The sequence below is a fragment of the Methylobacterium sp. C33D genome (genome assembly GCF_053345825.1).
In genome coordinates this window covers 108,234-135,132 of record NZ_JBKFAV010000016.1, presented here as the reverse complement: position 1 = coordinate 135,132, position 26,899 = coordinate 108,234, and the positions used below count along the sequence as shown (strand labels likewise).

23 protein-coding genes are annotated in these 26,899 nt (G+C 72.1%); 13 read left to right on the top strand and 10 right to left on the bottom strand.

What is annotated here, in order from left to right:
• Positions 1 to 288: 288 nt before the first annotated feature.
• The 5 genes from ACLBXO_RS15035 (at position 289) to denD (ending at position 5,809) form a co-directional block, all read left to right on the top strand.
• Complete coding sequence (locus tag ACLBXO_RS15035; protein ID WP_447685825.1) at positions 289 to 1,611, top strand: MFS transporter; 1,323 nt, start codon at positions 289 to 291, stop codon at positions 1,609 to 1,611.
• A 106-nt stretch (positions 1,612 to 1,717) separates the two neighbouring features.
• Complete coding sequence (gene ltnD / locus ACLBXO_RS15030) at positions 1,718 to 2,626, top strand: L-threonate dehydrogenase (protein ID WP_447685824.1); 909 nt, start codon at positions 1,718 to 1,720, stop codon at positions 2,624 to 2,626.
• 29 nt (positions 2,627 to 2,655) lie between these two features.
• Positions 2,656 to 3,438 (top strand): 2-oxo-tetronate isomerase, encoded by a 783-nt coding sequence (gene otnI, locus ACLBXO_RS15025; RefSeq protein WP_447685823.1) that lies wholly within the window; start codon positions 2,656 to 2,658, stop codon positions 3,436 to 3,438.
• Positions 3,435 to 4,709, top strand: coding sequence for a 3-oxo-tetronate kinase (otnK, locus tag ACLBXO_RS15020; protein WP_447685822.1), 1,275 nt, complete (start codon positions 3,435 to 3,437; stop codon positions 4,707 to 4,709). The genes otnI and otnK overlap by 4 nt, the downstream gene beginning before the upstream one ends.
• 122 nt (positions 4,710 to 4,831) lie before the next feature.
• Positions 4,832 to 5,809: a D-erythronate dehydrogenase gene (gene denD, locus ACLBXO_RS15015; RefSeq protein ID WP_331314102.1), complete on the top strand. Its 978-nt coding sequence runs from the start codon at positions 4,832 to 4,834 to the stop codon at positions 5,807 to 5,809.
• A gap of 3 nt (positions 5,810 to 5,812) precedes the next feature.
• Here denD and ACLBXO_RS15010 read toward each other — a convergent pair whose 3' ends face one another.
• A complete protein-coding gene (locus ACLBXO_RS15010) occupies positions 5,813 to 6,214 on the bottom strand; it encodes a type II toxin-antitoxin system VapC family toxin (protein ID WP_331314099.1) in 402 nt (133 codons plus the stop codon).
• Positions 6,214 to 6,453: a type II toxin-antitoxin system VapB family antitoxin gene (locus ACLBXO_RS15005; protein ID WP_331314097.1), complete on the bottom strand. Its 240-nt coding sequence runs from the start codon at positions 6,451 to 6,453 to the stop codon at positions 6,214 to 6,216. The genes ACLBXO_RS15010 and ACLBXO_RS15005 overlap by 1 nt, the downstream gene beginning before the upstream one ends.
• 94 nt (positions 6,454 to 6,547) lie before the next feature.
• Here ACLBXO_RS15005 and recQ point away from each other — a divergent pair, with 94 nt between their 5' ends.
• The 5 genes from recQ (at position 6,548) to grxD (ending at position 12,284) form a co-directional block, all read left to right on the top strand.
• Positions 6,548 to 8,389 (top strand): DNA helicase RecQ, encoded by a 1,842-nt coding sequence (gene recQ, locus ACLBXO_RS15000; protein WP_447685821.1) that lies wholly within the window; start codon positions 6,548 to 6,550, stop codon positions 8,387 to 8,389.
• Between the two features lie 154 nt (positions 8,390 to 8,543).
• Complete coding sequence (gene purL / locus ACLBXO_RS14995; RefSeq protein ID WP_447685820.1) at positions 8,544 to 10,769, top strand: phosphoribosylformylglycinamidine synthase subunit PurL; 2,226 nt, start codon at positions 8,544 to 8,546, stop codon at positions 10,767 to 10,769.
• A gap of 26 nt (positions 10,770 to 10,795) precedes the next feature.
• Positions 10,796 to 11,032 carry a BolA family protein gene (locus ACLBXO_RS14990; RefSeq protein WP_007568343.1) on the top strand — a complete coding sequence of 79 codons (237 nt, stop codon included), beginning with the start codon at positions 10,796 to 10,798 and terminating at the stop codon, positions 11,030 to 11,032.
• Between the two features lie 23 nt (positions 11,033 to 11,055).
• Complete coding sequence (locus ACLBXO_RS14985) at positions 11,056 to 11,931, top strand: DUF29 family protein (RefSeq protein ID WP_447685819.1); 876 nt, start codon at positions 11,056 to 11,058, stop codon at positions 11,929 to 11,931.
• A gap of 14 nt (positions 11,932 to 11,945) precedes the next feature.
• A complete protein-coding gene (gene grxD, locus ACLBXO_RS14980) occupies positions 11,946 to 12,284 on the top strand; it encodes a Grx4 family monothiol glutaredoxin (protein ID WP_012318124.1) in 339 nt (112 codons plus the stop codon).
• A 171-nt stretch (positions 12,285 to 12,455) separates the two neighbouring features.
• Here grxD and ACLBXO_RS14975 read toward each other — a convergent pair whose 3' ends face one another.
• Complete coding sequence (locus ACLBXO_RS14975) at positions 12,456 to 13,112, bottom strand: class I SAM-dependent methyltransferase (RefSeq protein WP_331314091.1); 657 nt, start codon at positions 13,110 to 13,112, stop codon at positions 12,456 to 12,458.
• A 98-nt stretch (positions 13,113 to 13,210) separates the two neighbouring features.
• On the opposite strand from ACLBXO_RS14975, the gene rlmN reads away from it, so the two are divergent.
• Positions 13,211 to 14,485: a 23S rRNA (adenine(2503)-C(2))-methyltransferase RlmN gene (gene rlmN / locus ACLBXO_RS14970; RefSeq protein WP_043347814.1), complete on the top strand. Its 1,275-nt coding sequence runs from the start codon at positions 13,211 to 13,213 to the stop codon at positions 14,483 to 14,485.
• Between the two features lie 104 nt (positions 14,486 to 14,589).
• Here the strand turns inward: rlmN and ACLBXO_RS14965 are convergent, their stop codons facing one another.
• From ACLBXO_RS14965 to ACLBXO_RS14950, 4 genes are all read right to left on the bottom strand, one after another.
• The gene (locus tag ACLBXO_RS14965; protein WP_331314089.1) at positions 14,590 to 15,714 is read right to left on the bottom strand and encodes a mechanosensitive ion channel family protein; all 1,125 of its coding nucleotides are present in this window, start codon (positions 15,712 to 15,714) and stop codon (positions 14,590 to 14,592) included.
• 139 nt (positions 15,715 to 15,853) lie between these two features.
• Complete coding sequence (locus ACLBXO_RS14960) at positions 15,854 to 21,190, bottom strand: alpha-2-macroglobulin family protein (protein WP_447685818.1); 5,337 nt, start codon at positions 21,188 to 21,190, stop codon at positions 15,854 to 15,856.
• A 126-nt stretch (positions 21,191 to 21,316) separates the two neighbouring features.
• Complete coding sequence (locus tag ACLBXO_RS14955) at positions 21,317 to 21,616, bottom strand: antibiotic biosynthesis monooxygenase family protein (protein WP_042673072.1); 300 nt, start codon at positions 21,614 to 21,616, stop codon at positions 21,317 to 21,319.
• A gap of 16 nt (positions 21,617 to 21,632) precedes the next feature.
• Entirely contained in the window at positions 21,633 to 22,493 is an 861-nt protein-coding gene (locus ACLBXO_RS14950; RefSeq protein WP_447685837.1) for a Kdo hydroxylase family protein, read from the bottom strand.
• 205 nt (positions 22,494 to 22,698) lie between these two features.
• On the opposite strand from ACLBXO_RS14950, the gene ACLBXO_RS14945 reads away from it, so the two are divergent.
• Complete coding sequence (locus tag ACLBXO_RS14945) at positions 22,699 to 23,148, top strand: RNA polymerase subunit sigma-70 (RefSeq protein WP_447685817.1); 450 nt, start codon at positions 22,699 to 22,701, stop codon at positions 23,146 to 23,148.
• Positions 23,149 to 23,287: 139 nt separating this feature from the next.
• On the opposite strand, the gene ACLBXO_RS14940 is transcribed toward ACLBXO_RS14945, so the two are convergent.
• On the bottom strand, positions 23,288 to 24,286 hold the full coding sequence (locus ACLBXO_RS14940; RefSeq protein WP_447685836.1) for a GNAT family N-acetyltransferase: 999 nt from the start codon (positions 24,284 to 24,286) through the stop codon (positions 23,288 to 23,290).
• Between the two features lie 171 nt (positions 24,287 to 24,457).
• A complete protein-coding gene (locus tag ACLBXO_RS14935; protein ID WP_331314082.1) occupies positions 24,458 to 24,940 on the bottom strand; it encodes an Hsp20 family protein in 483 nt (160 codons plus the stop codon).
• Between the two features lie 251 nt (positions 24,941 to 25,191).
• Here ACLBXO_RS14935 and ACLBXO_RS14930 point away from each other — a divergent pair, with 251 nt between their 5' ends.
• Positions 25,192 to 26,226 (top strand): alpha/beta fold hydrolase, encoded by a 1,035-nt coding sequence (locus ACLBXO_RS14930; protein WP_447685816.1) that lies wholly within the window; start codon positions 25,192 to 25,194, stop codon positions 26,224 to 26,226.
• Between the two features lie 4 nt (positions 26,227 to 26,230).
• On the opposite strand, the gene ACLBXO_RS14925 is transcribed toward ACLBXO_RS14930, so the two are convergent.
• The gene (locus ACLBXO_RS14925) at positions 26,231 to 26,755 is read right to left on the bottom strand and encodes a SixA phosphatase family protein (RefSeq protein WP_447685815.1); all 525 of its coding nucleotides are present in this window, start codon (positions 26,753 to 26,755) and stop codon (positions 26,231 to 26,233) included.
• Positions 26,756 to 26,899 lie beyond the last annotated feature (144 nt).

Genomic DNA, 26,899 nt, shown 5'->3' with positions numbered 1-26,899 from the left:
ATCCTGAGGTGCCCGCGCCGGCGGGCCTCGAAGGAGGGCTCCAGAAGTCGCAGTGCTACTTGGAGGACTCCTTCGAGGCCTCCGCTGCGCTCCGGCGCCTCAGGATGAGGTGGGTGGATGGGAAGACCGTCCTCGGCAATCCGCACTGACATAGCGGCCTGCATTATCTCGCACAACCGGATTGGCAGCGCTGCCAAAAGGCGATATGGCACCACCCAGCGCCGCCTCACGAGCGGTGAAGACCACTATTCGTCCGTACCGGAGAGGTGCGGGCGCGGGAGAACGCCCATGCCGGTCCAAGCTGCCCCGCTGGGGGGCGCCACAGCGCAAGCGGACGAGAAATCCTTCGCCGACCGCACCTACGCCAAGGTGTTCTGGCGCCTCGTGCCGTTCCTGATGCTCTGCTACGTGGTGGCGTATCTCGACCGGGTGAATGTCGGCTTCGCCAAGCTTCAGATGTCCCAGGAGCTGAAGTTCTCCGAGACGGTCTACGGCCTCGGCGCCGGCATCTTCTTCCTCGGCTACTTCCTGTTCGAGGTGCCCTCGAACGTGATCCTGCACCGGGTCGGCGCCCGGGTCTGGATCGCCCGGATCATGATCACCTGGGGGATCATCTCCGGCGCCTTCCTGTTCGTGAACTCCGAGTGGAGCTTCTACGGGATGCGCTTCCTCCTCGGCCTCGCCGAGGCCGGCTTCTATCCCGGCGTGATCCTCTACACGACCTCGTGGTTCCCGGCCCATCGCCGGGCCAAGGTGATCGCGGTGTTCATGGCGGCGATCCCGATCTCCGGCATCTTCGGCAACCCGCTCTCCGGCTGGATCATGGACGCGTTCAACGGCGCCCACGGCCTGTCGGGCTGGCAGTGGATGTTCCTGATCGAGGCGGTGCCGGCGGTGCTGGTCGGCATCGCGGTGTTCCTCTACCTCGACAACCGCCCGTCCGAGGCCAAGTGGCTGAGCGAGCCTGAGAAGCAGCTCCTCGAGCGCGACATCGCGGCCGACAACCAGGGCAAGGAATCGAGCCCGCACTCGATCGCCACCGTGTTCCGCAACGGCCGCGTGTGGTTCATGAGCCTGATCTACTTCGCCTTCGTCACCGGCCAGTACGGGCTGACCTTCTGGATGCCGACGATCGTCAAGGCCTCGGGCGTGCAGGGCAACTTCAACATCGGCCTGATCAGCGCGATCCCGTTCCTGTGCGCGGCGGTGGTAATGGTCCTGCTCGGCCTCTCGGCCGACCGGATGCGCGAGCGCCGCTGGCACCTGATCATCCCGGCCCTGATCGGCGCCGTCGGCTTCGTGGTCTCGGCGAATGCCGGCTCGACCACGCTCGCCATCGCGGCGCTCTCGGTGGCGGCGGCCGGCGTGCTGACCTGCTCGCCTCTGTTCTGGTCGCTGCCCACGGCGTTCCTGAGCGGCGCGGGCGCGGCCGCCGGGATCGCGCTGATCAACTCGGTGGGGAACCTCGCGGGCTTCGTCAGCCCCTACGTGATCGGCGCGCTGCGCGACGCCACCGGCAGCACTGCCACCGGCCTCTACGCGCTCGCCGCGATGCTGGTGGTCGGCGCGGTCTGCGTGTTCGTGACACCGGCCCGGATGGTCAACCGCTGACCTTCGGTCCGACTGCAACCTGCCTCCTCTCCCGGACGGGAGAGGGGACCTACGCCTCACGCGGTGATGCGCGGTGCTCTCCCCCCTCACGTAGGAGCCGTCCCCGATGACCAACGCAACACCCCGCGCCGCGGTGATCGGCCTGGGCTCCATGGGCTCCGGCATGGCCGGCTCGCTCCTGCGGGCGGGCTTCTCCGTGGCCGCCTGCGACGTGAACCCAGAGGCGGTGACGCGCTTCACCGCTGCCGGCGGCCGGGGCGTTTCCACCCCCGCCGAGGCGGCGCGCGACGCCGACGTGGTGGTGAGCGTCGTCGTCAACGCCGCCCAGACCGAGGCGGTGCTGTTCGGCGAGAACGGCGCCGCCGCCGCGATGCCGGAGGGCGCGGTGTTCGTCTCCTCCGCCACCATGGATCCGGCCATCGCCCGCGCCCTGGCGGCACGGCTGGAGGCCACCGGTCGCCACTACCTCGACGCCCCGATGAGCGGGGGCGCCGCCCGCGCGGCCGATGGCGGCCTGACCTTCTTGGCCTCGGGCTCGGCGGACGCTTTCGCCAAGGCACGGCCGGCCCTCGATGCCATGGCGGGCACGCTCTACGAACTCGGCGACGCGGCCGGCCAGGGCGCGGCCTTCAAGATGATCAACCAGCTGCTCGCGGGCGTCCACATCGCCGCCGCCTGCGAGGCGATGACCTTCGCGGCCAAGCAGGGGCTCGACCTCGGCCGCGTCTACGAGGTCATCACCAAATCGGCCGGCAATTCGTGGATGTTCGAGAACCGGGTGCCGCACATCCTCGACGCCGATTACAGCCCTAAGAGCGCGGTCGACATCTTCGTCAAGGATCTCGGCATCGTGCAGGACATGGCCCGGGCCGAGAAGTACCCGGTCCCGGTGGCTGCGGCGGCGCTGCAGATGTTCCTAATGGCGTCGGGCGCCGGCATGGGCCGGGACGACGATGCCTCCGTGGCGCGGCTCTACGCGCAGGTCTCTGGGGCGAAGCTCCCGGGCCAGAAGTAGCCGGATCGAGCGCAGGGAGTTCGACACCAATGCCGCGCTTTGCCGCCAACCTGAGCCTGATGTTCAACGAGGTGCCGTTCCTCGATCGCTTCGAGGCCGCGGCCCGAGCCGGATTCGACGCCGTCGAGTTCCTGTTCCCCTACGAGCATCCACCGGAAGCCATCGGCGAGCGTCTTCGGGCGAACGGCCTGACCCAGGCGCTGTTCAACCTGCCGCCGGGAGATTTTTCAAAGGGTGAGCGTGGCTTGGCCGCGTTTCCTGAGCGGTTCGATGAACTGAAGGCGGGGGTCGATACGGCGCTCCGCTACGCCGAGGCGACCGGCGTCGGCCGGCTCCACCTCATGGCGGGCCTCGCCCCCTGGGACGATCCGAAGGCAATCGAAGCCTACCGCCGGGCGGTGACCTGGACGGCGGAGCGGCTGGCGCCGGCCGGCCTCGACCTCGTCCTGGAGCCGATCAACGGCCGCAACATGCCGGGCTACTTCCTCAACGATTTCGGCCGGGCCGCCGACCTGATCCGCGACCTCGCCCTGCCGAACCTGAAGCTCCAGTTCGATCTCTACCATTGCCAGATCCTGCACGGCGACGTGACCGTGCGGCTGCGGGCCCTGATGCCGATCATCGGCCATGTCCAGACCGCGAGCGTGCCCGAGCGGCACGAGCCCGGCACCGGCGAGATGAACGATGCCTTCCTGTTCGACGAGCTGGATCGGCTCGGCTACGCCGGCTTCGTCGGCTGCGAGTACATCCCGGCCGCCGACACCGTCGCGGGCCTCGGCTGGCTCGCCGCCTATAGAGGAAACGCCCGATGAGCCTCGCCCTGGGATGCGTCGCCGACGACTACACGGGCGCCTCGGACCTCGCCAACACCCTGACCAAGGCGGGCCTGCGCACGATCCAGACCATCGGCGTGCCTGAGGCGGGCCAGACCCTGCCGGAGGCCGACGCGGTGGTGGTGGCCCTCAAGAGCCGCTCGATTCCCGCGGATCAGGCCGTGGCGCGCTCCCGCGAGGCTGAGGCGTGGCTGCGGGCCCGAGGCGCGGCCCACGTGATGTTCAAGGTCTGCTCGACCTTCGACTCGACCGATGCGGGCAATATCGGCCCGGTCATGGACGCCCTGCGGGCCGACGCGGGCGAGACCATCGCGCTGGTCACCCCGGCGTTCCCGGAGACGGGGCGGAGCGTCTACCAGGGCAACCTGTTCGTCGGTTCGGTGCCGCTGAACGAGAGCCCGCTCAAGGACCACCCGCTCAACCCGATGCGCGACGCCAACCTCGTGCGCGTGCTCGGGCGCCAGAGCCGGAGTCCGGTCGGCCTGATCGACACCGCCACGGTCGCCCGGGGCGCGGAGGCCGTGGCTGCCCGCCTCGACGCCCTCGCGCAGGAGGGCAAGGGCGCCGCCATCGCGGACGCGATCTTCGACAGCGACCTCGAGGTGCTGGGCCGGGCGATCCTCGACCGCAAATTCTCGGTGGGGGCCTCCGGTCTCGGCCTCGGCCTCGCGCGGGCGCTCGCGGCCGACGGGCGCGGCACCAGGGACGCCGCCGGCGCGGCTGTGTGCGAGCCGGTGGGCGGCGCCTCGGCCTGCCTCGCCGGCAGCTGCTCGCAGGCGACCCTCCAGCAGGTCGCCGCCGCGGAGGCGATCATGCCGGTGCTGCGCCTCGACCCGGCGCGGCTGCTGGCGGGCGAGGACGTGGTCGCCGAGGCCCTGGCCTTCGCGGAGGCGCGCCTGCCCTCCGGCCCGGTGCTGATCGCCACCTCGGCCCCGCCCGAGGCGGTGCGCGCCCTCCAGGCCGCCCACGGGGTCGACGCGGCCGGCCACGCCATCGAGGCGGCTCTGGCGGCGATCGCCGAGGGCCTCGTCGCCCGCGGGGTGCGCCGTCTCGTGGTCGCCGGCGGCGAGACCTCCGGCGCGGTGGTCGACCGGCTGGGCCTCACGGCCTTCCTGCTCGGGCCGGAGATCGCCGCGGGCGTGCCGGTCCTGCGCACGGCGGGCCGGCCCGAGCCGATGCTGCTCGCCCTCAAATCCGGCAATTTCGGCGGCGCCGACTTCTTCGGCCGCGCCCTCGACATGATGGCCTGAGCATCGCCCCGAGAGGTGGCGTCCGGCATTCAGAACAGGATGATGCGGCACCAACGACTGAGAGCATCGCCCCGGTCCCGGGGGGATGCTCTGAAACCGCACAACCCGACGGGAGGTTTTCCATGCACGCCCTGATTCTCGGCGCCGCCGGCATGATCGGCCGCCGCCTCGTGGACGCCCTGGTGAGGGACGGCCGGGTCGGCGGGCAGCCGCTCACCGCCCTCACGCTGCTCGACGTGGTGCCGCCGTCGGCGCCCGAGGGCTTCTCCGGCCCGGTGCGGGCCGAGGCCGCCGACCTCACGGCGCCCGGCGCCGCCGAGGCCGCCATCGCCGAGCGGCCGGGGGTGATCTTCCACCTCGCCGCCGTGGTCTCGGGCGAGGCCGAGGCCAACCTCGAGCTGGGCTACCGGGTCAATCTCGACGGCACGCGCCTGCTCCTCGACGCGATCCGGGCGGCTAGCGCGGCGGATGGCTACCGGCCGAAGCTGGTCTTCACCTCCTCGCTGGCGGTGTTCGGGCCGCCCTTCCCCAAGGTCATCCCGGACGACCACATCCTGCGCCCGGCCTCCTCGTACGGGGTCCAGAAGGCCATGGGCGAGCTGATGCTCGCCGACTACGCCCGCCGCGGCTTCCTCGACGGGATCGGCCTGCGGCTGCCGACGATCTGCGTGCGGCCGGGCAAGCCCAACAAGGCGGCCTCGGGCTTCTTCTCGGGGATCATCCGCGAGCCGCTCGCCGGCCAGGAGGCGATCCTGCCGGTGCCCGACACGGTCCGGCACTGGTTCGCCAGCCCCGCGGCGGCGGTGGGCTTCCTCACCCACGCGGCCGGGCTCGACCTCGCGGCGATCGGCCCCCGGATCAGCCTGACCATGCCGGGCGTCTCGGCGACGGTGACGGAGGAGATCGAGGCCCTGCGGCGCGCGGCGGGCGACAAGGCCGTGGCGCTGATCCGGCGCGAACCCGACGCCACCATCGCGCGGATCGTCGGCTCCTGGCCGGAAGCGTTCGAGCCGGAGGCCGCCCTGGCCCTGGGCTTCCGGGCGGACGCATCCTTCGACGCGATCGTCGCCCAGCACGTGGCCGAGTTCCACGGCGGCTGAGGCTCAGCCGAGGACCGAGCGGATGTCGGTCTGCGAGAAATCGTCGCCGACGGAGAGCAGCGGCACGCCGTGCGCCCGCGCGCAGGCATAGGCAAAGCAATCGCCGAGGTTCAGCCGCGCCGGGTGGCGGCCCTTGCCGTAGCGGGCATGGGCCGCGACGGCGAGCCGCGCCTCCGCGTCTGCGATGGGGACCCGCCTGACGCCAGTGGCGTTCAGAAAATCGTCCACGATCTCTCCGGCGACTTCGGGTGGGACGGCCTTGAGCCGGGCAATGGCGAGCACCGCCTCATAGACCGCCACACCGCTCGTGAGCCGCACCGGACTGTCGCGCAACCGATCCAACAGCGCACGATGTCCTGGCTCGCCGGCGACGATCACCACGATGGCGGACGCGTCGACGAACATCACTCGTCGTTCAGGCTGTCGTAGAACGCCTTGTCGGCCTTGAGCCCCGTTGACGGGTAGGACGCGAGCCTTTCCTGGATCTGCGTGACCCGCTCTAGGAAGGTCTCGCGCTCCGCGTCTCGCCGCGCCAGCTCGTTCGCGAGCGCGAGTCGCACCGCCTCGGTCTTGCTCACGCCGGCCCGCGATGCCAGCTTCTCGGCGAGCCGATTCACCTCTTCGCTGCGGATGTTGAGCGGCATGGCGGCCCCCGTGTAGACACAGGAGGCTAGTGTCTACACACCGTTGCCGCAAGTTGGCCGCCGCAAGACGGCTCGACCGTCCCAAAGGATCCCGATGACCCGCCTCGACGAGGCCCGTGCCGCGCTGAAGAAGACGTTCGGCTACGAGGATTTCCGCCCCGGCCAGGACGAGGTGATCGGCGCGGTGCTCGACGGGACCGACGTGTTCGCCGTGATGCCCACGGGTTCGGGCAAGTCGATGACCTACCAGCTCCCCGCTCTGGTCGACCCGGGGCTGACCGTGGTGGTCTCGCCGCTGATCGCGCTGATGCACGATCAGGTCCAGCAGATGCGCAGCGTCGGCATCCACGCAGCGACGCTGAACTCGACGGTGTCGGATACCGAGTCCCGCGAGACCTGGCGCAGCCTGCGCTCGGGCGACCTGCGGCTGCTGTTCGTCTCTCCCGAGCGTCTGCTGATGGACGGCTGCATGGACGTCCTGCGCGGCGCCGGCGTCCGGCGGCTCGCCGTCGACGAGGCCCACTGCGTCTCGCAGTGGGGCCACGATTTCCGGCCGGAGTACCGTGAGATCGCCCGCGCCCGGACGGCGCTTGGCAACGTCCAGACCCTGGCGCTCACCGCCACCGCCGACGCCGCGACCCGCGCCGAGATCGCCGAGCGCCTGTTCCCGCAGGACCGGCCCCCGAAGATCTTCGTCCACTCCTTCGACCGGCCGAACATCCGGCTGACCTTCCAGCCCAAGGACAACCCGGCCCGGCAGATCGAGCGGTTCCTGAAGCACCGAAGGGCGGAGAGCGGGATCATCTACTGCTCGTCGCGCAAGCGCACCGAGCAGCTTGCCGAGACCCTCCGGAAGGACGGCTTCGACGCCCTGCCCTACCATGCCGGCCTCGACCAGGCGACGCGGATGGCGAACCAGGACCGGTTCCTGCAGGAGGACGGGGTGGTGATGACCGCCACCGTCGCGTTCGGCATGGGCATCAACAAGCCGGACGTCCGCTTCGTCTGCCACGCCGACATGCCCAACAACGTCGAGGGCTACTATCAGGAGATCGGCCGCGCCGGCCGCGACGGGCTGCCGGCCGACACGCTGACCCTCTACGGCCTCGACGACATGGCGCTCCGCCGCCGCCAGATCGACGAGAAGGAGATCTCGGACGAGCGCCGCCGGGTCGAGCGGCGCAAGCTCGAGGCGATGATCACCCTGTGCGAGGGCGCCACCTGCCGCCGCCAGTCGCTGCTCGCCTATTTCGGCGAGTCGAGCGGTGTTTGCGGCCGCTGCGACCTGTGCCGCGGCGGCGTCACCCTCGTGGACGGGACGGTCCCGGCCCAGAAGATCCTGTCGGCGATCGTGCGCACGGGCCAGCGCTTCGGCGCGGCCTACATCTGCGACGTGGTCCACGGGAAGGAGAGCGAGCAGATCCGCCGCAACGGCCACGCGGGCCTCAAGACTTTCGGGGTCGGGGCCGACAAGCCGGTGGCGGCGTGGCGGGCGATCCTGCGCCAGCTCTTCGCGGCCGGGGCGATCGCCGAGAACGCCGACGGTTACGGCGGCCTGTCCATGACCGAGAAGGGCGAGGCGATCCTGTTCGGCCGGGAGCCGGTCCAGCTCCGCCCCGATCCGGAGCCGAAGGCCGAGTCCCGCGAGCGCCGCCGGGCCGCGGCCCGCGAGGACGGGGAGATCGCCCTCTCGGAGGCCGACGAGGCTCTGTTCCAGCACCTGCGCGGCCTGCGCGCCACGCTGGCCCGGGCCGAGGGCATCGCGGCCTTCATGGTCTTCCCGGACCGGACCCTCATCGAGATGGCCCGCCAGAAGCCCGTGGACCTCTGGGCGCTCCGCACCGTGCACGGCGTCGGCGAGCGCAAGCGCGAGGCCTACGGCGACAAGTTCGTGGCCGCGATCGCCGATTTTCTGGCCCATCCGCCGGCGGCGTGACCGGCACCCATACACGGCCAGCATTGCCGGCGTATTGCAACGCGGTGGCGGAACGCACTAATCCGTCACCGTCGCCGCGCGCGGCCCGGTCCGGGGCGCGCATCGGGTCGAGGGCCCCGCCGGGGCTCCCGGACCGCCCTCGTCGAGACCGCCCATGTTCCGCAACGACGTTCCGATCACCCCCGAGCTCGTGGCCCAGCACGGCCTGACGCCGGACGAGTACGAGCGCTTCCGCGGCCTGATCGGGCGCGACCCGACGCTGACCGAGCTCGGCATCGTCTCGGCGATGTGGAACGAGCACTGTTCCTACAAATCCTCCCGCAAGCACCTGCGCGGCCTGCCGACCTCGGCGCCGTGGGTTATCCAGGGCCCGGGCGAGAACGCCGGCGTCATCGACATCGGCGACGGCCACGCCTGCGTCTTCAAGATGGAGAGCCACAACCACCCGAGCTACATCGAGCCCTACCAGGGCGCGGCGACCGGCGTGGGCGGCATCCTGCGCGACGTCTTCACCATGGGCGCGCGGCCGATCGCGGCGCTCAACGCCCTGCGCTTCGGCTCCCCCGACCACCCGCGCACCCGCAGCCTCGTCTCGGGCGTGGTCGCGGGCGTCGGCGGCTACGGCAACTCCTTCGGCGTGCCGACGGTCGGCGGCCTGACCGGCTTCCACAAGCGCTACGACGGCAACATCCTGGTCAACGCCATGGCGGTGGGCCTCGCCCGCACCGACGGCATCTTCTACGCGGCCGCCGCCGGCGTCGGGAACCCGATCGTCTATCTCGGCTCCAAGACCGGCCGCGACGGCATCCACGGCGCCACCATGGCGTCGGCCGAGTTCGACGAGGAATCCGAGTCGAAGCGCCCGACCGTGCAGGTCGGCGACCCCTTCGCCGAGAAGCTGCTGCTGGAGGCCTGCCTGGAGCTGATGGCCTCCGGCGCGGTCATCGCCATCCAGGACATGGGCGCGGCCGGCCTCACCTGCTCGGCGGTCGAGATGGGCGCCAAGGGCGACCTCGGCGTCGAGCTCGACATCGACAAGGTCCCGGCCCGCGAAGAGGGCATGACCCCCTACGAGATGATGCTCTCGGAGAGCCAGGAGCGCATGCTCATGGTGCTCAAGCCCGGCATGGAGGCCGAGGCCCAGGCGATCTTCGTGAAGTGGGGCCTCGACTTCGCGGTGATCGGCCGGACCACCGACACGCTGCGCTTCGTCATCAAGTGGCACGGCGAGACCGTGGCCGACCTGCCGATCAAGGAGCTCGGCGACGAGGCCCCGCTCTACGACCGGCCGCACCTCGCCAACACGCACCAGCCGGTGATCGCGGCCGCCGACGTCCCGGCGCCGGCCTCGCTCACCGACGCGCTGAAGCGCCTCGTCGGCTCCCCCGACCTCGCCTCGAAGCGCTGGGTGTTCGAGCAGTACGACCACTTCATCTTAGGGAACACCGTCCAGAAGCCCGGCGGCGACGCCGCGATCGTCCGGGTCGAGGACGGGCCGAAGGGCCTCGCGCTGACCTGCGACGTGACCCCGCGCTACTGCGAGGCCGACCCGGTCGAGGGCGGCCGGCAGGCCGTGGCCGAGGCGTGGCGCAACATCACGGCGGTGGGGGCCAAGCCGCTGGCCATCACCGACAATCTGAACTTCGGCAACCCGGAGAAGCCCGAGGTGATGGGCCAGCTCGTCGGCTGCCTTCAGGGCATCGGCGAGGCCTGTCGGGCACTGGACTTCCCGGTCGTGTCGGGCAACGTCTCGCTCTACAACGAGACCAACGGCGTCGGCATCCTGCCGACCCCGACCATCGGCGGCGTCGGCGTGCTGGACGACGTGGCGCGCCACGCGACGATCGCCCTCAAGCGGGAAGGCGACGTGCTGGTGCTGATCGGGGCGAGCGAGGGCTGGCTCGGCCAGTCGTCCTACCTGTCGGTGATCGAGGGCCGCGAGGAGGGCGCGCCGCCGCCCGTCGACCTCGCGCTGGAGCGCCGCAACGGCGACTTCGTCCGCGGCCTGATCCAGGCGGGCACCGTCGACACGGTCCACGACCTCGCGGATGGCGGCCTCGCCGTCGCGCTCGCCGAGATGGCGATGGCGGGCCGGATCGGCGCGGCGCTCTCCGACGTGCCGGTGGACCTGCCGCCCCACGCCTACCTGTTCGGCGAGGATCAGGGCCGCTACCTGGTGGCGGTGCGGCCGGAGGCGGCCACCGACCTCCTCGCGGCCGCCGCTTCCCAGGGCGTGGCGGCCGCGTCGGTCGGCGTCACCGGCTCCGACCGTTTGACCCTGCCGGGCGGCGAGACCATATCGCTCGCCGACCTCACCGCGGCGCACGAGGGCTGGCTGCCCGACTACATGGCGAGCCAGCCGGCCGCGCCGGCCGCCTGAGCCCCGTTCTGACGAGGAGTTTCCCGATGCCGATGGATGCGGGCGAGATCGAGCGCATGATCCGCGAGGCCCTGCCGGACGCGCAGGTGGAGATCCGCGACCTCGCGGGCGACGGCGACCACTACGCCGCCACCGTCCTGTCGGCGGCCTTCAAGGGCAAGACCCGCGTGGCGCAGCACCAGATGGTCTACGGCGCTCTCCAGGGCCGGATGGGCGGCGTGCTCCACGCCCTTGCGCTGACCACGGGCGTCCCGCAGGATTGAGGAGAAGACCCTCAGGCGTCGCGATGAGTCTCAAACCGTCTGTCGTCATCGAACGCGTACGGCCGGCGACCTGGGGGGAAACCTTCGCCCGGGAACGCGGACTTCTCGGCGCCTTGCTGCACGATTCATCCCTCTTCGCGGGCGTTCGTCCTTTGGTCGCGCCCGACGATTTCTCGATCGGCCTCCACGAGCGCCTGTTCGAGGCCATGCCCAAGATCGTTGAGGCGGACGGAGCGATCGATCGTGACGCGATCCCCGATGCGCTCGGCACTTATGCTTGGGATGCGGAAGGCGGTATCGATGCTTGGCTCGACCGTCTGCTTGCCGAGCGTGCTCCGGCTTCCGATGCGATAAGGAACGCGCTCGATATCCACGCCGACGCAGAGCTGCGACGTGAGCAGCCTGAACTGATCGACAGCGACACCGTGGCGTGGTGCCATCAACAGGTCGCCCTGCTCGTACGGCTCGCCGAGCGGTCCGACCCTCTCTCACAACAGATCGACTGGCAGAACATCGTTCAGGAGCTCCTCTACGTGGGCCGCTCGCAAGTCAGCGGCGTGGTCCGCAAGATGGAGCTGGTTTTCGAGCACTTGGTGAAACTTTTGTCCGACCCGAACGCGCCCAGCCGCAATCACTGGCGGATCGAGATCGACGCGTTTCTGCTCCGGGTCTCCCATGAGGCGAAGCCATCGATGCGTCGGTTGATCGACTTGAACGCGGCTTGGCGGCGCGGCGTGTCCGATGCCGCTGCCAGCCTATCGCAACACGCGATCCGCGTGCCGCGGGACCTGCCGCAGGAGTGCCCGTTCAGCTACGAGGATCTGACCACGGGCACGCTGCCCGTTGCCGGCCTCCTTGAGAAGCTGGCCGGGACCGTCGATATGAAGCCAACCGAATAAACCCGAGGTACCCGATGACCGACGTCAACACGACCATCCAGAACGAGATCGCCTCCCAGGACGTGGTGGTGTTCATGAAGGGCACGCCGCAGATGCCGCAATGCGGTTTCTCGGGGCAGGTGGTACAGATCCTCAACTACCTCGGCGTGCCGTTCAAGGGCGTGAACGTCCTGGCCGACCAGGAGATCCGCGAGGGCATCAAGGCCTTCTCGAACTGGCCGACCATCCCGCAGATCTACGTGAAGGGCGAGTTCGTCGGCGGCTGCGACATCACCCGCGAGATGTTCCAGTCGGGTGAGCTGCAGACCTTCCTGTCCGAGAAGGGCGTGCCGGTGAAGACGGCCGCCGCCTGATTCTTTTACGACTTGGCACGTTGGATGAGGGCGCCTGCGGGCGCCCTTTTTCGTGCCCGTTTTTGCGAGCGCAGCGAAGCGATCCAGTTGCGCCACGCTCGCCGACCTTGCGCTGCCCTGGGTTGCTTCGCTGCGCTCGCAAAGACGGTGAAGCCCCACGGCGATGGCCCGTCAGCGCGGCTCCCGCGCCACGAACAGCGCCACGCAGCCGACGACCGTGATCTCCACCGACCGGAACCGCCGGTCGAGCGCCGCGCGCAGGTCCGGCAAGGTGTCGGCGGCGTTCGAGAACACCCCCTTGCGGTTGTAGACCCGCATCAGCGCCCGCGCCGCCCCCGTGGCCGGGACGCCCCCCGACAGGATCGTGGCGCCGAACACCGCGCCGCCGTCGGCGAGGCACGGCCGCAAAGTGTCGAAGGCCTTGGCCTTCGCGGCGATGTCGCCCGGCAGGCAGTGCAGCAGGTAGGTCATCCCGATCGAGTCGAACGGCGCGAGGCCGGTGACCGGGGCGCCGAGGACGTCGACCCGGTAGGTCTCGGGCCGGTAGCGCGCGATCCGGTCGGCCGCGAAGGCGAGGCTGTCGGCGTTGAGGTCCATCAGGCCGATGCGCGGTGTGGCGGACGGGAACCGGCAGCGGTCGAGGTACCAGCCGGTCCCGACCCCGACGTCGAGATGGGCGCGGCCCGCGTGCCGGTCGTAGAGATCGAGGATCCGCGCCGTGGGGCAGCGCCAGATCAGCGGGTTCGACAGGCGCAGCACGACGAGGTCGTAGAGCCGCAGCGTCCGCGGATTGTAGATCGCCTGCCCGGCGCGGGTATCGGTCGCCATGGCTCTCCGTCAGGGCCGCTCTGGGCGGCGCGCATTCGCATTCGCCGCGGGGATCGCCTATATCAGACCCTTTCCAACGTATGGATCGTTTGAACGCCATGGCGACGCCGTCGCTCGACAGCGCCCGCGCGGCCGATGCCGCGATCGAGAAGGCGCCGGATCTCCTCCCCGAGGCGCTGCCCGGCCGCCGGCCGTCGCTGGTCGGCCTGACCCGCGACGCCCTCAAGGCGCAGCTCGTCGGCATGGGCGTGCCCGAGCGCGAGAGCCGGATGCGCGCCGGCCAGGTCTGGCACTGGGTGAATTTCCGCGGGGCGTCCGATTTCGCCGAGATGACCAATGTCGGCAAGGCGCTGAAGGCGCAGCTCGCCGAGCACTTCACCCTGGAGCGGCCCGAGGTGGCGAGCCGGCAGGTCTCCCGCGACGGCACCCGCAAGTGGTTGCTGCGCATGGCGCCGACCAACCGGCAGGAGCACAACCGCGGCGCCGAGATCGAGTGCGTCTACATTCCCGGCCCGGACCGCGGCACGCTCTGCGTGTCCTCCCAGGTCGGCTGCACGCTGACCTGCTCGTTCTGCCACACCGGCACGCAGCGCCTCGTGCGCAACCTGTCGGCGGCCGAGATCGTCCAGCAGCTCGTCACCGCCCGGGACGAGCTCGGCGACTGGCCCGGCCAGATGCCGAGCCGCGACGCCGGCGGCTCCGGCGAGGTCGGCCGGCTCGTGACCAACATCGTGTTCATGGGCATGGGCGAGCCCCTCTACAACCTCGACGCCGTGGTCGACGCGGTCGGGGTGATGTCGGACCAGGAGGGCCTCGGCCTGTCCCGCCGCCGGATCACGGTCTCGACCTCGGGGGTCGTGCCGCAGATCCCGCGGCTCGGCGAGCAGGCCAACGCCATGCTGGCGATCTCGCTGCACGCCGTGCGCGACGACCTGCGCGACGAGCTGGTGCCGCTGAACCGCAAGTACCCGATCGCCGAGCTGCTGGCGGCCTGCCGGGCCTATCCGGGCCTGAGCAACGCCCGCCGGATCACCTTCGAGTACGTGATGCTGAAGGGCGTCAACGATTCGGACGCGGACGCGCGGGAGCTGGTCCGCCTGCTCAAGGGCATCCCGGCCAAGATCAACCTGATCCCGTTCAACCCCTGGCCGGGCAGCCGCTACGAATGCTCCGACTGGGACCGGATCGAGCGCTTCTCCGAGATCGTGTTCAACGCCGGCTACGCCTCGCCGGTGCGCACGCCCCGGGGCCGGGACATCCTGGCCGCCTGCGGTCAGCTCAAGAGTGAGACCGAGAAGCTGCGCGCCCGCGCCCGGCTGATGCAGGAGGAGGGCATCGGCGTGGAGAGCTTCTACGCGGGCGCCGACGACTGACACCCGTCCCTGCGAGCGGAGCGCAGCGATCCAGAGCAGCGCCCCGTTCACCGCTGTCGCCGCCGCCCCGGGTCGCTTCGCTGCGCTCGCGATGACGGGGTGGCTCACGCAGCAAAACGTCGCGCGTCAGCTCTGCGCAGCGGCGCCTCCTCGGCGCCGACCCACTCCGTCCGGTGCCGCGGCAGAGCCTCCGGGTGCTCGGCCTGGAGCCACGTGATCATCGCCTCGCGGACCACGCAGCGCAGGTCCCAGGCCTGGGGCGCGTTGCGGGCGCTCACCAGCATCCGGATCTCGATCGTCGATTCCTTCGCGTCCGAGACTTGGAGGTTCACCACCTTGCCGTCCCACAGGGGCGTGGCCCTGGCGATCTCGGCGAGCTTCTCGCGCATCGCCGCCACCGGCGCCCGATGGTCGACGTAGAGGAAGACGCTGCCGATCAGCGAGGCGCCGTCGCGGGTCCAGTTCTGGAACGGCTTCTGGATGAAGTAGGTCAGCGGCAGGACCAGCCGGCGCCAGTCCCAGAGGCGGACCACCACGTAGGTCGCGGTGATCTCCTCGACCCAGCCCCACTCGTTCTCGACGATGATCGCGTCCTCGATCCGGATCGGCTGCGTGATGGCGATCTGGATGCCGGCCACGAGGTTCGACAGGACCGGCTGCATGGCCAGCCCGAGGACGAGGCCCGCCGCGCCCGCCGAGGCCAGCAGGCTGACGCCGTACTGTCGCACCGGCTCGAAGGTCATCAGCGCCACCGAGAGGGTGACGAGGGCCACCAGCGTCACGCCGGCCCGCTCCAGGATGCGCATCTGCGTGAAGTGCTTGCGCGCCAGGAGGTTGTCCTCGGCGTCGAGCTTGAACCGCCGCAGGTAGATCACCGTGGCGATGTGGAGCGCGGTGGCGCAGCACCAGCCGGTCAGCGTCACGAAGGCGACCAGCAGGATCTGGTTGAGGGCGATCCGCACCTCCCAGGACAGGTGCACGGTGGTCGAGGCGAGGCTGATCGCCACCACGATCAGGCCGAGGCGGCTCGGCCCGCGGGTGCGCGACACCAGCGAGCGCCAGAACAGGCTCTTGCCCGAGACAGCCCGCTTCATCGCCCGGTAGACGACCCCGTGCAGGGGCATCACCACGGCGCAGCAGGCGACGATGAGGATCAGGCTCTCGGCCCACCACGGCAGGTAGGCCAGCGCGCGGGCTGCGGAGCCGGCGAGCGCGTCGAGGTCCGGCATCGGGCATCGCTCCACGGGTTCCGAACGGGACCCATGGGAATGGGTGGGCGCTCGCGGGGGTTCCGCACCGCACCATGTGCCCGCCGCAACGCAGCGACCCGGCGCGGCGGCTTGCGACCCCGACTCGACTTGGCCGCGCCTACTTCGCTGCCCCGACCGTCACGCTGCCCGAGGCGGTCCGGCCGAACCGCGCCGGCCGGTACATGTCCTCCACCGTCGCGCCCGGATGGACGTAGGTCCCGGGCGAGACCGCCCGCACCGTGTAGGCCACCGTGAAGAAGGCCGACTGGCTCGGGTCGCGATCGTAGGCCGCGACGAAGCGGTCGTCCCGGAACTCGGTGTGGACAGGCTGGACGTCGGACTTGGCGAAGGCGAGCCCCTGGAGCGCGTCGGCGTCGAGGAGCTTCGGGTTGTCGATCTCCAGCCCCGCCGGCAGCGGATCGACCAGCAGCAGCCGCGCGGCCTCCGCCTTGGCCTCGGTGACCTTGAGCACCACCACGAGCCGGTCGTTCTGGCGCAGGCCGCTCGCCGGGTCGACGGTGCTGCCGTCCAGCCGGCGGAAGCTGCGCTCGATCGTGTAGCCCTGCTGCGCCGCCGGCTCCGGCACCAGGGGACTGCCGTTGACGGTCACGGCCACCTGCACCGGGCTGCGGCCGGTATTGGTGAGCTGAACGCCCCGGTCGGCCAGGGCCGCCTCCCGGTAGACCCGGGCCAGCATCCCGGTCTGCGGGGCGCCGTCCAGGGTGAACGAGAGGGCGCCCGCCTCGTTCGACAGGCTCTCGGCGGCGAGCACCATCCAGGCATTCTCCTGCGTGCTCGTCGGCCGGTCGGCCTGCTGCTCCTCGCCGAGCACGGAAGCCGCGGGGCCCAGCGCCCCCTGCGCCAGCCCGCTCTCGGCGGCGAGCGTGATCAGCCCGGCCCCGTCGCGCAGCCGGGAGCCGTAATCGGCGCGGTAGACACCCTTGTCGCGCTCGGCGCGCAGCGCGGCGAGCGCCGAGTCCATCGCCTTGGCGGCCCGGCCGCGGTCACCCAGCAGCGCCAGGGCGGCGGCGAGCTGCGCGCGCCCGAGGGCGGAGGAGAAGTCGCCGATCTTGGTGTCGGCGAGGTAGCGCAGGTCGCCCATCACCGGCCGGCCGTTCCGGGCGAGAACGTAGGCCGCGTAGGCGAGGTCGGCGCCGCCGCCCCGCACCTCGGTGGCGTTGGCCACGGCGTTGCGCAGGTAGTCGAGGGCCTGGGCGAAGGCCTTCTGCGGCACCCCGAAGCCGCGCTCGCGGGCGCGGGTCAGGAAGTCGGTCACGTAGGCGTCGAGCCAGAGGTCGCTCGACCCCTGCGCCGACCAGAGGCCGAAATCGCCGCTCGAATCCTGGCGGGCGAGCAGGCGCTCGATCGATTCGCGCACCCTTTCGTCCGCGCCCGCGTCGAGGGCGAGCTTCTCCAGGGCCGCGAGCTTGTTGACGTAGAGCAGCGGCATCGCCCGGCTCACCACCTGCTCGGAGCAGCCGTAGGGGTAGCGGTCGAGCGCCCGGAGCAGGGCCGCCACGTCGACCCCCGGCAGGGCCGTGGCCGAGAGCGAGACGCTGCCGGTGCCGGGCTGCAGGTCGGCGAGGAGGTCCGAGGTCAGCGTCAGGTTCGCCCCGGGGGCGAGGCTGCGCACCGAGCGGCGCAGCAGGGCGCCGGTCCCCGGCGCGATACCGAGCGAGAAACTCTGGTTCAGGGCGGCCGGGAGGCCGGGCCCCGACAGGGCGAGGTCGAGGCGGGCCGTGCCGGGTCCGGCGGCGGTGAGGGGAATCGCGAACTGGCCCTTGGCGCCGGCCTCCAGCCGCAGCGTCTGGCGCAGCGCGCTGGCGCCGACCACGACCGGGCCGGTCGGGTTCAGATCGACCGTGTACTCGCCCGCACGCCCCTCAACGTTGTCGAGGGCGACGAACAGGCGCGAGCGGTCGCCGGTGTCGAGGAAGCGCGGCAGCGTGGCGCTGAGCACGACCGGGTCGCGGATGATCACGTCGGCCTGCGCCTGCCCGACCCGGTCGCCGCTCCAGGCGGTGACCATGACGCGGCCGGTGCCGTTGAAGGCCGGGATCGGGAAGGTGACGCTGGCCGCGCCGTCCGGCCCCACGGTCACGACCCCCGAATAGAGCGCCAGCGGCGCCTGGGTCGGCGGCGAATCGGCCAGCTCGCCGCCGCCCGCGTCGCCGCCGGAGCGGATCGCCCCGGCCGAGCCCTGCATGCCGTCGATCAGGTAGCCGTAGAGGTCGCGGACCTCCGGCCCGAGCGCCCGCTGGCCGAGGAAGTACTGGGTCGGGTCCGGCGCCGCGTAGCGGGTCAGGTTGAGGATGCCGACATCGACCAGGGCCAGGGTGATCCGCGCCGGCTCGCCGACCTTCAGACCGGTGAGCTGGACCGGCAGGGTCAGGTCCTGGCGCGGGCGCGCCCGCTCCGGCGCCTTCAGGGCGACCCCGAGGCTGCGCCGCTCCCGGTCGACCGAGAACCACGCCAGACCCAGCGCCCGGCCCGGCAGGCGCTTGGCCGCCTGGTCGAGGGGCCGGTAGGCTGTGGCCACCAGGTAGGCACCGGCGCCCCACTCGGCCTTCACCGGGATGCTGACCGTGGTGCCGCCCTCCGGCACGCTGACCTCCAGGGTCTGGTGCACGCGGTCGCTGACGACCATCAGGCTGGCCTGCCCCTTGAACTTCGGGCTGAGCTTGGCCCGCAGCGTGTCGCCGGCCGCGTAGGCGGCCCTGTCGAGGGTCAGGTCGAGCAGGTCGGGCGCCTCGGCGGTCTCGGAGCCGCCCCAGCCCACCTCGAAGCCGAGGCTCGCGCTCGCCTCCGGGGCGCCCGCGGTCGAGACCTCCAGCCGGTAGCGGCCGAGGCCGACCGGCGCCTCGATCCGGCTCGGGCCGGCGGCCGTGAGGTCGACGGTGCCGCTGGCGACGCGCCGGGCGGACTTGACCGCCTCGAACGACCAGCGCCCGTCCGCCCGGTACCACTGGTAGGAGGAATCGATCCGCGACAGGGTCCAGGTCACGCCCGGCCGGGCCAGGAGCGCCCCGTCGGGGCGCGCGAACACCGCGTCGAAGCCCGCGATCCCGCCCTCCTTGAGGTCGGTGAAGCCCTTGCGCAGGGCCAGCACCGGGTTGGCCGGGAGGATCGGCAGGGTCAGGCTGCGCGACAGCGCCCGGCCGCCGGGCTCGCCGACCGCCAGCGTGATCTTCGCCTCCAGCGCCCGCGGCGCCGCGACCTGCGGCACCGGCACCGAGACGGTGGCGGCGCCCTGCGCGCTCGTGGTGGCGTGGTCCTGCAGCTCCTGGGTCGCCGGCTCGACCGCCTCGTCGTCGAGACCGATGGAATAGGTCTCCAGCCCCTTGATGCCGCTGGTGGCCGCCGCCTGCACGGTGACGCTGCCCGACACGTCGAGATCGGCGCCCGGGGCGCCGTAGAGGTAGCGGGCGGCGACGTCGACCTGCGCGGCCTCGCCCCGGTTCAGGGCCGCTTGCCGGGCCTTGAGGGTCACCTCCAGGCGCTCGGGGACGTAATCCTCCACGAGGAAGCTGGTCTCGCCGATCGCGGGCGCCTTCGGGTCCGTGTAGGCGGAGACCCGCCACGTGCCGTGCATCGCCCCGGACAGGAGCGGCAGCGGCAGGGCCCGGCCGCCGAGCCCCTGGTCGGGCACCGAGACGCGCCGGTACTCGACGCCGTCCGGCCGTCTGACCACCAGGGTCAGCGGCAGGTCCGGCACGGCGGTGCCGCGGGGGTCGCGCAGCAGGGCGGTGAGCTGGACGGTCTCGCCCGTGCGGTAGACCCCGCGCTCCGGGAACAGGTAGGCGTCGAGGCCGCCGGTCTCGGGCCGCCCCTTCACGCCGCGGTCGGTGAGGTCGAAGGCGCCGAGATTGAGGTCGAGGAAGCCGTAATCGCCGCCCGCCTGGGCGACCACGAGGCTCGGCGCCAGGCCACCCTCCCCGCGGGCGAGCCCGGGATCGAAGGCGACGTGCCCCTGCGCGTCGGTGGTCCGGGTGCCCAGCACCTCGTTGTTGCGGGCGATGAGCCGGATCTCGGCGCCCGGCATCACCTGCGCGGAGGCGAGCGAGCGCAGGACCACGTGGACCCCGTCCCGCCCCTTGGTGGCGGTGAGCCCCAGGTCGGAGACCACGAACCACTGGGTCGCCTGGGTGTCGTATTCCTCGTCGGAGGCGGCCACGCCCGACGGGCGGGCCAGCATCACGTAGAGGCCGGGCTCCAGCTTGCCCACGGCCTGGAGGACCGGGAAGGCTGTGACCGCCTCCTGGTTGATCTCGGCCTTGGCGGTGTCGAGGGTGCCCTTCCAGACGCGCTGGCCCTTATCGGACGCGATCGTCCGGGCGGTGGACCCGCTGAGCTGGCCCAGGAAGTCCTCGGACCGCAGGGTCGGCAGCAGGCCGCGGTCGCCGATGCGCAGCACCTCGACGTCGAGCTTGGGCGCGTTCACCGAGACCAGGGGCACGCCCGCCTGGCCGGTCCGGGGCAGGACGTAGTTGCGCCCGGTGAAGCGCACCTGCGGGGCGCGGTCGCGGACGTAGATCTCGTAATCGGCGGCCTTGAGCAGGCTCTCGCCGACCGCGGAGGGCAGGCCCGGGCGGACCACGATGGCGTAGCGGCCGCCGTGCTTGAGCCCGTCGACGCAGACCTGGGAGCCCTCCCCGGTCACGGCGGCCGCGCTGCTGCCCGAGACGGCGACGAAGGGCGCGTAGTCGGTCTTGGGCCGGATCGCCTCCGAGAAGGTGAAGCAGGCCCGCGGGGCGGCCGCGTCGGAATCGACCTTGTAGTCGAGGATGCGGAAGCCGTGCTGCGCCCGCAGGGTCTCGTAGGTCTCCCGGACCGGGGCGGCATCGGCCAGAGCGAGGCTCGCCGCGTAGGCGTCGAGCGCCGGGCGCCAGGATTCCTGCTCGGCCTCCGCGGCGCCGAGGGCGGCCAGCGCGGCCGCGGCGTCGGCGGCCGTGCCGGCGCGCTCGTAGGCGCGGTAGGCGGCGGCCGTCACTCGCCCGCGCAGGCGCGACCGGCCCTGGTAGTCGCTGTCCTCGAGGGCGCTGAGCGCCGCCGCGGCCCCGCGGGCGTAGGCCTGCCAGTTGCGCCCGTCGGCCGGGTCGGCCGCCACCGCGGCGGTGAGGGACGCCAGCGCCGCGTCGGGCTTGTCGGCGGCGAGCAGGGCCAGCCCGGCGGCGCGGGACTGGCCGGCCGGCCGCAGGGGACCGCCGGCCTCCGCCTTCAGCGCGGTCTCCAGGCGGACCGCAGCGCTGGCGAGGTCGGCCCGGACGAAGGTCCTGGCGAACGGCGCGGCGACGGCCGTCGCCGGCCGGGGCGCGGTGCGGGCCGCAGGAGGCGACTGCGCGAGCGGCGACTGGGCGAGCTGGGTCTGGGCGAGCGGCGACTGGGCGAGGGCCGGACCGCTGGCGATCCCTCCGAGGAGCGCCAGGGCACCCGCGAGCCGTCCGAGCCGCGCCATCAGCCTGTTCCCCACCCGCAATCCCGATGATTCGCCCCGGGTCCCGTCGCGCCGGAGCCTAGCACCGGCGGTCGGGCCCGCAACGCTCCGGATCGCTGGAGGCCCTGCCCGGCCCCGCGCCGCGGCTCAGAACGCCTTCAGCACCTGCTCGGCGTGCTCGACCGCCACCGGGCCGGCGAAGCAGTGGGAGACCAGCGCGCGGTAATCCTGCCAGGGCTGCGAGCCGGTGAAGTCCTTGGTGTGGGCCTCCAGCGTGTCCCAGTGGATCAGCAGCCGGTAGCGCTGCGGGTGCTCGATCGAGCGCCGGACCTCGAAGTGCCGGCAGCCCTTGGCCTGCTTGAAGATCGCCGAGGCCTCGGCGATGCCCTTCTCGAACTCGGCCTCCAGGCCGGGCTTGATCTCGATCTGCGCGATTTCGAGGATCATCGGTGCGGTTCCTGTCTCAGGGGCGGAGGGGGCGGCCGAGCTTGGCCGCGAGGATGCGCTGCGGGCTCAAGGCGGGGTCGGCCTGGGCGGAGACCGGCAGGTAGGCGGTCTGCTCGAGCATGTATCGGCCGCCCATGGCCCCGTGCATGACGAGGTCCGAGAAGGTCACCCAGGTCTCGCCCGGGCGGAACTCCACGTCGGCCTGGGGCGCCGACGCCTGATAGGCCTCGTCCTGCTTGAGGGCGTCGTGCAGGTGCAGCATCAGGTGGTCGTATTCCGAGCGCTTCGCCTTGGTGATGCGCAGCGCCGCGAGCAGGCGCGCCGAGAGCGGCGCGTAGCCCGGCAGCCGCGGCAGGAACCTCTCCGCCATCGACCCGAAATCCTCGCCGACCCGCCAGCGGCGCGCCTCGCCCGCGGGGTTGATGTTGCGGAACACCCGCAGGATCCGCCTCTCGCCGATCGGGTTCGACGGGAAGGCGTCGACGTGCAGGCGCGTGTCGTCGCGCCGCCAGCTCAGCTTGCGCCGGTCGACGTCGAACGGCCGGTAGGAGGTGCCGGCGAGGCTCACCCGGTCGAGGTATTCGGGCAGATGGGTGCCGATCAGGTCGCGGGCGAAGGCGCGGTAGCGGATCAGGAGCTGGCGCAGGGCCTCCTGCTCCTCCGGCGTGCCGGCCGCGCCGCGCAGTTCCGCGGCCTCGCCGCGGATGTTGACGTTCTTGGCCTTGCCGTCCGCGAAGGGCCGCTCGGTGAACCGGCGCTCGAAGTCGCTGAACGGGAAGGGCAGGTCCGGGAACAGCAGCACCGCTCCGGCTTCGAGCTCCCGCGCCAGGGAGCCGGGCGCCTCGCCGGGGGCGACTCTGCGGATCGGGCTGATCATCGTCTGCGCGTTGGCTGCCGTCACGGTTCCGCCCCTCTAGCGGAGCCGCCGGGGTGAGGCCAGGGCCGCGCATTTCCGGTGGACGGCCGGTGTCATCCACCGGCCCGGCGGAGGGCGCCCGCCCGATCGGCTTGCGCAACCGCTTCGTTCCCGGCACGTTCCCCGGCCAGCACCCGGCCCGAGAGCCCGGCGGAGGATGGCGCCGATGGCGACGTTGAAGGAATTCGAGGAAGCTCTGCGCGAGCACGGCATGAACATGGCGCTGGCGCTCCTAGAGCGCCTGCGCGAGCGCGACCGCGCGACCCGGACGGTGAAGCCCGCCCGGCGGCTGACCGGCCAGAAGATGACCCCGGAACTCGCCCGGGCGATCCTGGACCTGCACGCCACGACCGGCATGACCCAGCAGGAGATCGCCTTCAAGGTCGGGGTCAACCAGGGCCGCGTGAACGAGGTGATCAAGCGCGGCAAGTGGCTGACCGACGACCCGAGCGCCCCGGAGGCCGTGGCCCGCGACAAGGCGGTGGCCCGGATGCGCGGCGACCCGAAGCCCAAGAAGCCGGCCGCCGCCCGCCCCGCCTCCGCGCGGGCCAAGGAGCGCAAGACGGCCCCGCCGAAGGCGCGCAACCAGGGTCAGCTGGCGCTGGGGGATCTCTGAGGGGCTCCCGCGGCCCCCGTCCTCGCGGGCGGGGCGCAGCAAGCCTGGGCAGCGCGACCCTGCGAAGCGCGGCGACGCTGGATCGCTTCGCTTCGCTCGCGAGGACGGTGCGGGCTCTCGCCTCCGATGGCCCGCGCGCTCACCCGGCCGGCGCGAAATGGCCCCGGTAGCGCGCGCCGATCACCTCGACCGGCAGCGCGACGAACACGTCCGTCGTACCGAACTGGCGGTCGATCACCGCGCCGTCGCCGAAGGTGGCGCCGAGGCGCAGGTAGCCCTTGATCAGGGGCGGCAGCGCCTGGAGCGCGGCCTTGGTATCCACCGCCTCGCGCGGCATCCGGTCCATCGCCACCGCCCGCTCCGGCAGCGCCCGGGCCCGCCAGCCCTCCGGCGCGCGGGCGTGGTGGTGCAGGAAGGCGAGCGGCAGGGCCAGGCGGTCCGGATCGGTCCCCTCGAGGCTCGCGCAGCCGATCAGCGCGTCGATCCGGTGGTGCAGGACGTAGGCGTAGATCCCCTGCCACAGCAGCTCGACGGTCCGCTTGCTCCGGTAGGGCTTGAGCACGCAGGAGCGGCCGAGTTCCAGGAGCCGCCGGTGCCCCTGCGCGGCGAGCAGCGGCGCGAGGTCGTACTCGCTCTCGGAATAGAAGCCGGTGTGCTGCTCGGCCACCGCGCCGCGCAGCAGCCGGTAGGTGCCGACGACCTTCGGGCGCGGCTCGACGAAGGGCTTCTTCCGCCGCGGCGCCGCGTGGTCGAGGACGAGCAGGTGGTCGCAGACCGCGTCGTAGCCGTCGACGTCGCGGCGGGACAGGGCGGCGAGCCCGGAGGGCACCGCCGACATCTCCTCGTAGAAGACCTTGTAGCGCAGCCGCTGGGCCCGCCGGATCTCCGATCTCCGCGTCGCCAGCCGGACCTCGAGGCTGCCGATGCGGCCGAGGCTGCGCCCCTCGAACGGCTCGGGCAGGCGGATCGCCCGCTCGGCCGAAAGCACCTCGTCGATTCCACCCGCGCCCTCGACGCCCGGCCGCGGGGCCGACCGGCGGCGCAGCTTGGCGATCGGCGCGCCGACGCCCCATTGCACGCCCTTGTGCCAGCCGGCTCCGAGCGCGCTGTAGGCTCCGCGGGCGAGATTGGCGACCATGGTCGGGTTCACTCCGGGTGCGCGTCCGTGCACCGTCGAATCCGACAGAGAGCACGATGGCCACACGCCATTATGACAGCCGCCACGAGAAAGCGCCCCGGCCGGGGCCGGGGCGCTCCGAGAGCCTGGTCGGGGCCCGATCGGAACCTGACGGTTCCGCCCCGGGCGGGATCAGGCGGCCTGCTGGACCGCGTCCTTGCGGACGTCGCCCTCGATCACCGGGGCGCCGGGGCGCACCGCCGAGGCGATCTCGATGCGACGGGGCTTCTTCGCCTCCGGGACCTCGCGGACGAGGTCGATGTGGAGGAGACCGTTCTCCAGCGCCGCGCCGGTCACCTGGACGTGGTCGGCGAGCTGGAACCGGCGCTCGAAGGCGCGGGCCGCGATGCCCTGGTGCAGGAACTCCGCCTTGCCCTCGGCCTTGCGCTCGCCCTTCAGCGTGAGCGCGTTCTCCCGCACCTCGATCGACAGGTCGGACTCGGTGAAGCCGGCGACCGCGACGGTGATGCGGTAGGCGTTCTCGCCGGTCCGCTCGATGTTGTAGGGCGGGTAGGTCGGGGCCGCCTCGGCGCTCGCGAACTGGTCGAGGGCGGAGAACAGGCGATCGAAGCCGACGGTGGAGCGGTACAGGGGAGCGAGATCGAACTGACGCATGACATATCCTCGTCTGAGCAACATGCAATTCCGGTCCGCCCGATGGGCCGGACCCGTCTCTCGTGCCGCCTGACGGCCGGCACAGACGAGATATCGGAGGGGGAAAATCGCGCTTCAAGACCCCCCGCGAGGGTCGGAAACGAGATTTTTTCGCTACGGTCGCAGGGTGCATCGGAGGGTGCATCGAGCGCGCATCGGGCAGCGCACGCTCGATGCACGGGACGGTGCGCGGAGGCGCTGAGGTGAGGCCAGTGAGACGCTTCGACGGTGACACCGGGCGCGAGCCGCCGCTCCTGACCCTGCGCGGCACGCCCGACAACCCGGTCCCGCCGGGCGGCACGCTGATCGCCGTCGGCACGCGCGACGACTGCACCCTGCGGGCAGCCTACTGGCAGACCACCGCGCGCACCTGCCGGGGCACGGTCTGCCTGCTCCAGGGCCGGGCCGAATTCATCGAGAAGTACTACGAGACGATCCACGAACTGCGCGCCCGGGGCTTCGCGGTCGTGGCCTTCGACTGGCGCGGCCAGGGCGAATCGGACCGCCGGGTCGACGATCCGCACAAGGGCCACGTCGCCCGGTTCGACGATTACCGCCTCGACCTGCGGGCCGTGGCCGAGACGGTCCTGGTGCCGCTGATGCCCGAGCCCCATGTCGGCCTCGCGCATTCCATGGGCGGATGCGTCGCCCTCCTCGCGGCCCTCGACGGCGCGCTGCCGTTCCGGCGGCTGGTGACCCTGGCGCCGATGCTGTCGATCCGGATGGTCCGCTGGCCGGCCGGGGCCGCGATCCTGTCGCGGGTGCTGCAGCGGCTCGGCCTCGGCAGCCGCTACATCCCGTTCGGCAAGCCGGTCTCGATCGCCACCAACCCGTACGCGGGCAACCGCCTGTCGCGGGACCCGGTCCGCTACGCCCGCAACGCCGCGGCGGCCCGGCAGGTCGGTGCCGGCGCGGTCGGCGACCCGACGATCGCGTGGCTCGCCGAGGCGTTCCGAGCGATGGCGCGGCTGCGCGATCCCCGGGCGGCGCCGCGGATCGGGCTGCCGACCCTGATCGTCGCGGCGGGCGCCGACCCGGTCTGCGGCACGGCCGACACCGAGCGCTTCGCCGCCCGGCTGAAGGCCGGCCACATCCTGGTCCTGCCGGATTCCCGGCACGAGATCCTGACCGAGCGCGACGCGATCCGGCAGGATTTCTGGGCGGCCTTCGAGGCGTTCGTGCCGGGCTCGCCGCTGCCGACCCACGCGGAGGTCGAGGCGCACGCCGTGGCGGTGCCGGTCGCCTGAGGCGTCAGCCCCCCAGATCCGGGTCGATGTCCCGGGGGCGCACGTACCGGTCGAGGCGCCCGCGGCCCGGCGCGATCTCCGCCCAGTGTTCGCCGTCGAAGTCGATCACCACGAAGGCCGCGGTCGGGAATTCCAGGGCCAGCCGGTCCCGGGCCGCCCGCGGCCCCGACCCCGCGAGCGCCGCCGCGAGGTCGCCGAGGCCGGGATTGTGGCCGACCACGATCAGCGTGGCGGCCGTGTCGGGCGCCTGCCGGATCACCGTGAGGATCCGGTCCGCCGGCGCCTCGTAGATCTCGGCGTGCCAGCGCGTCTCGGGGCTGCCGAGGGCGCCCTCCAGCGCGGCCCAGGTCTCGCGGGTCCGCGCGGCGGTGGAGACGAGGGCGAGATCCGGGCGCAGGCCCTCCCGCGCCAGGTGGGCGCCCACCGCCGGGGCGGCCCGCTTCCCGCGCGCGTTGAGCGGGCGCTCGTGGTCGGCCACGCCCGGCGGACGGTCGGACTTGGCGTGCCGCAGCAGGATCAGCCTGCGCATGAGCGAACCTCTGACGCGTGTCGTGGGCCGGGCTCCGGCTGCCGGTTCGGGCGCGCGGCCGACCGGGCGGCGCCCGCTCCCGCCCGGTTAGCCGAAAGCGCCGCGTGCGGGAACCGCGCCTTTGACCGCAAGTTCCGACCGCGT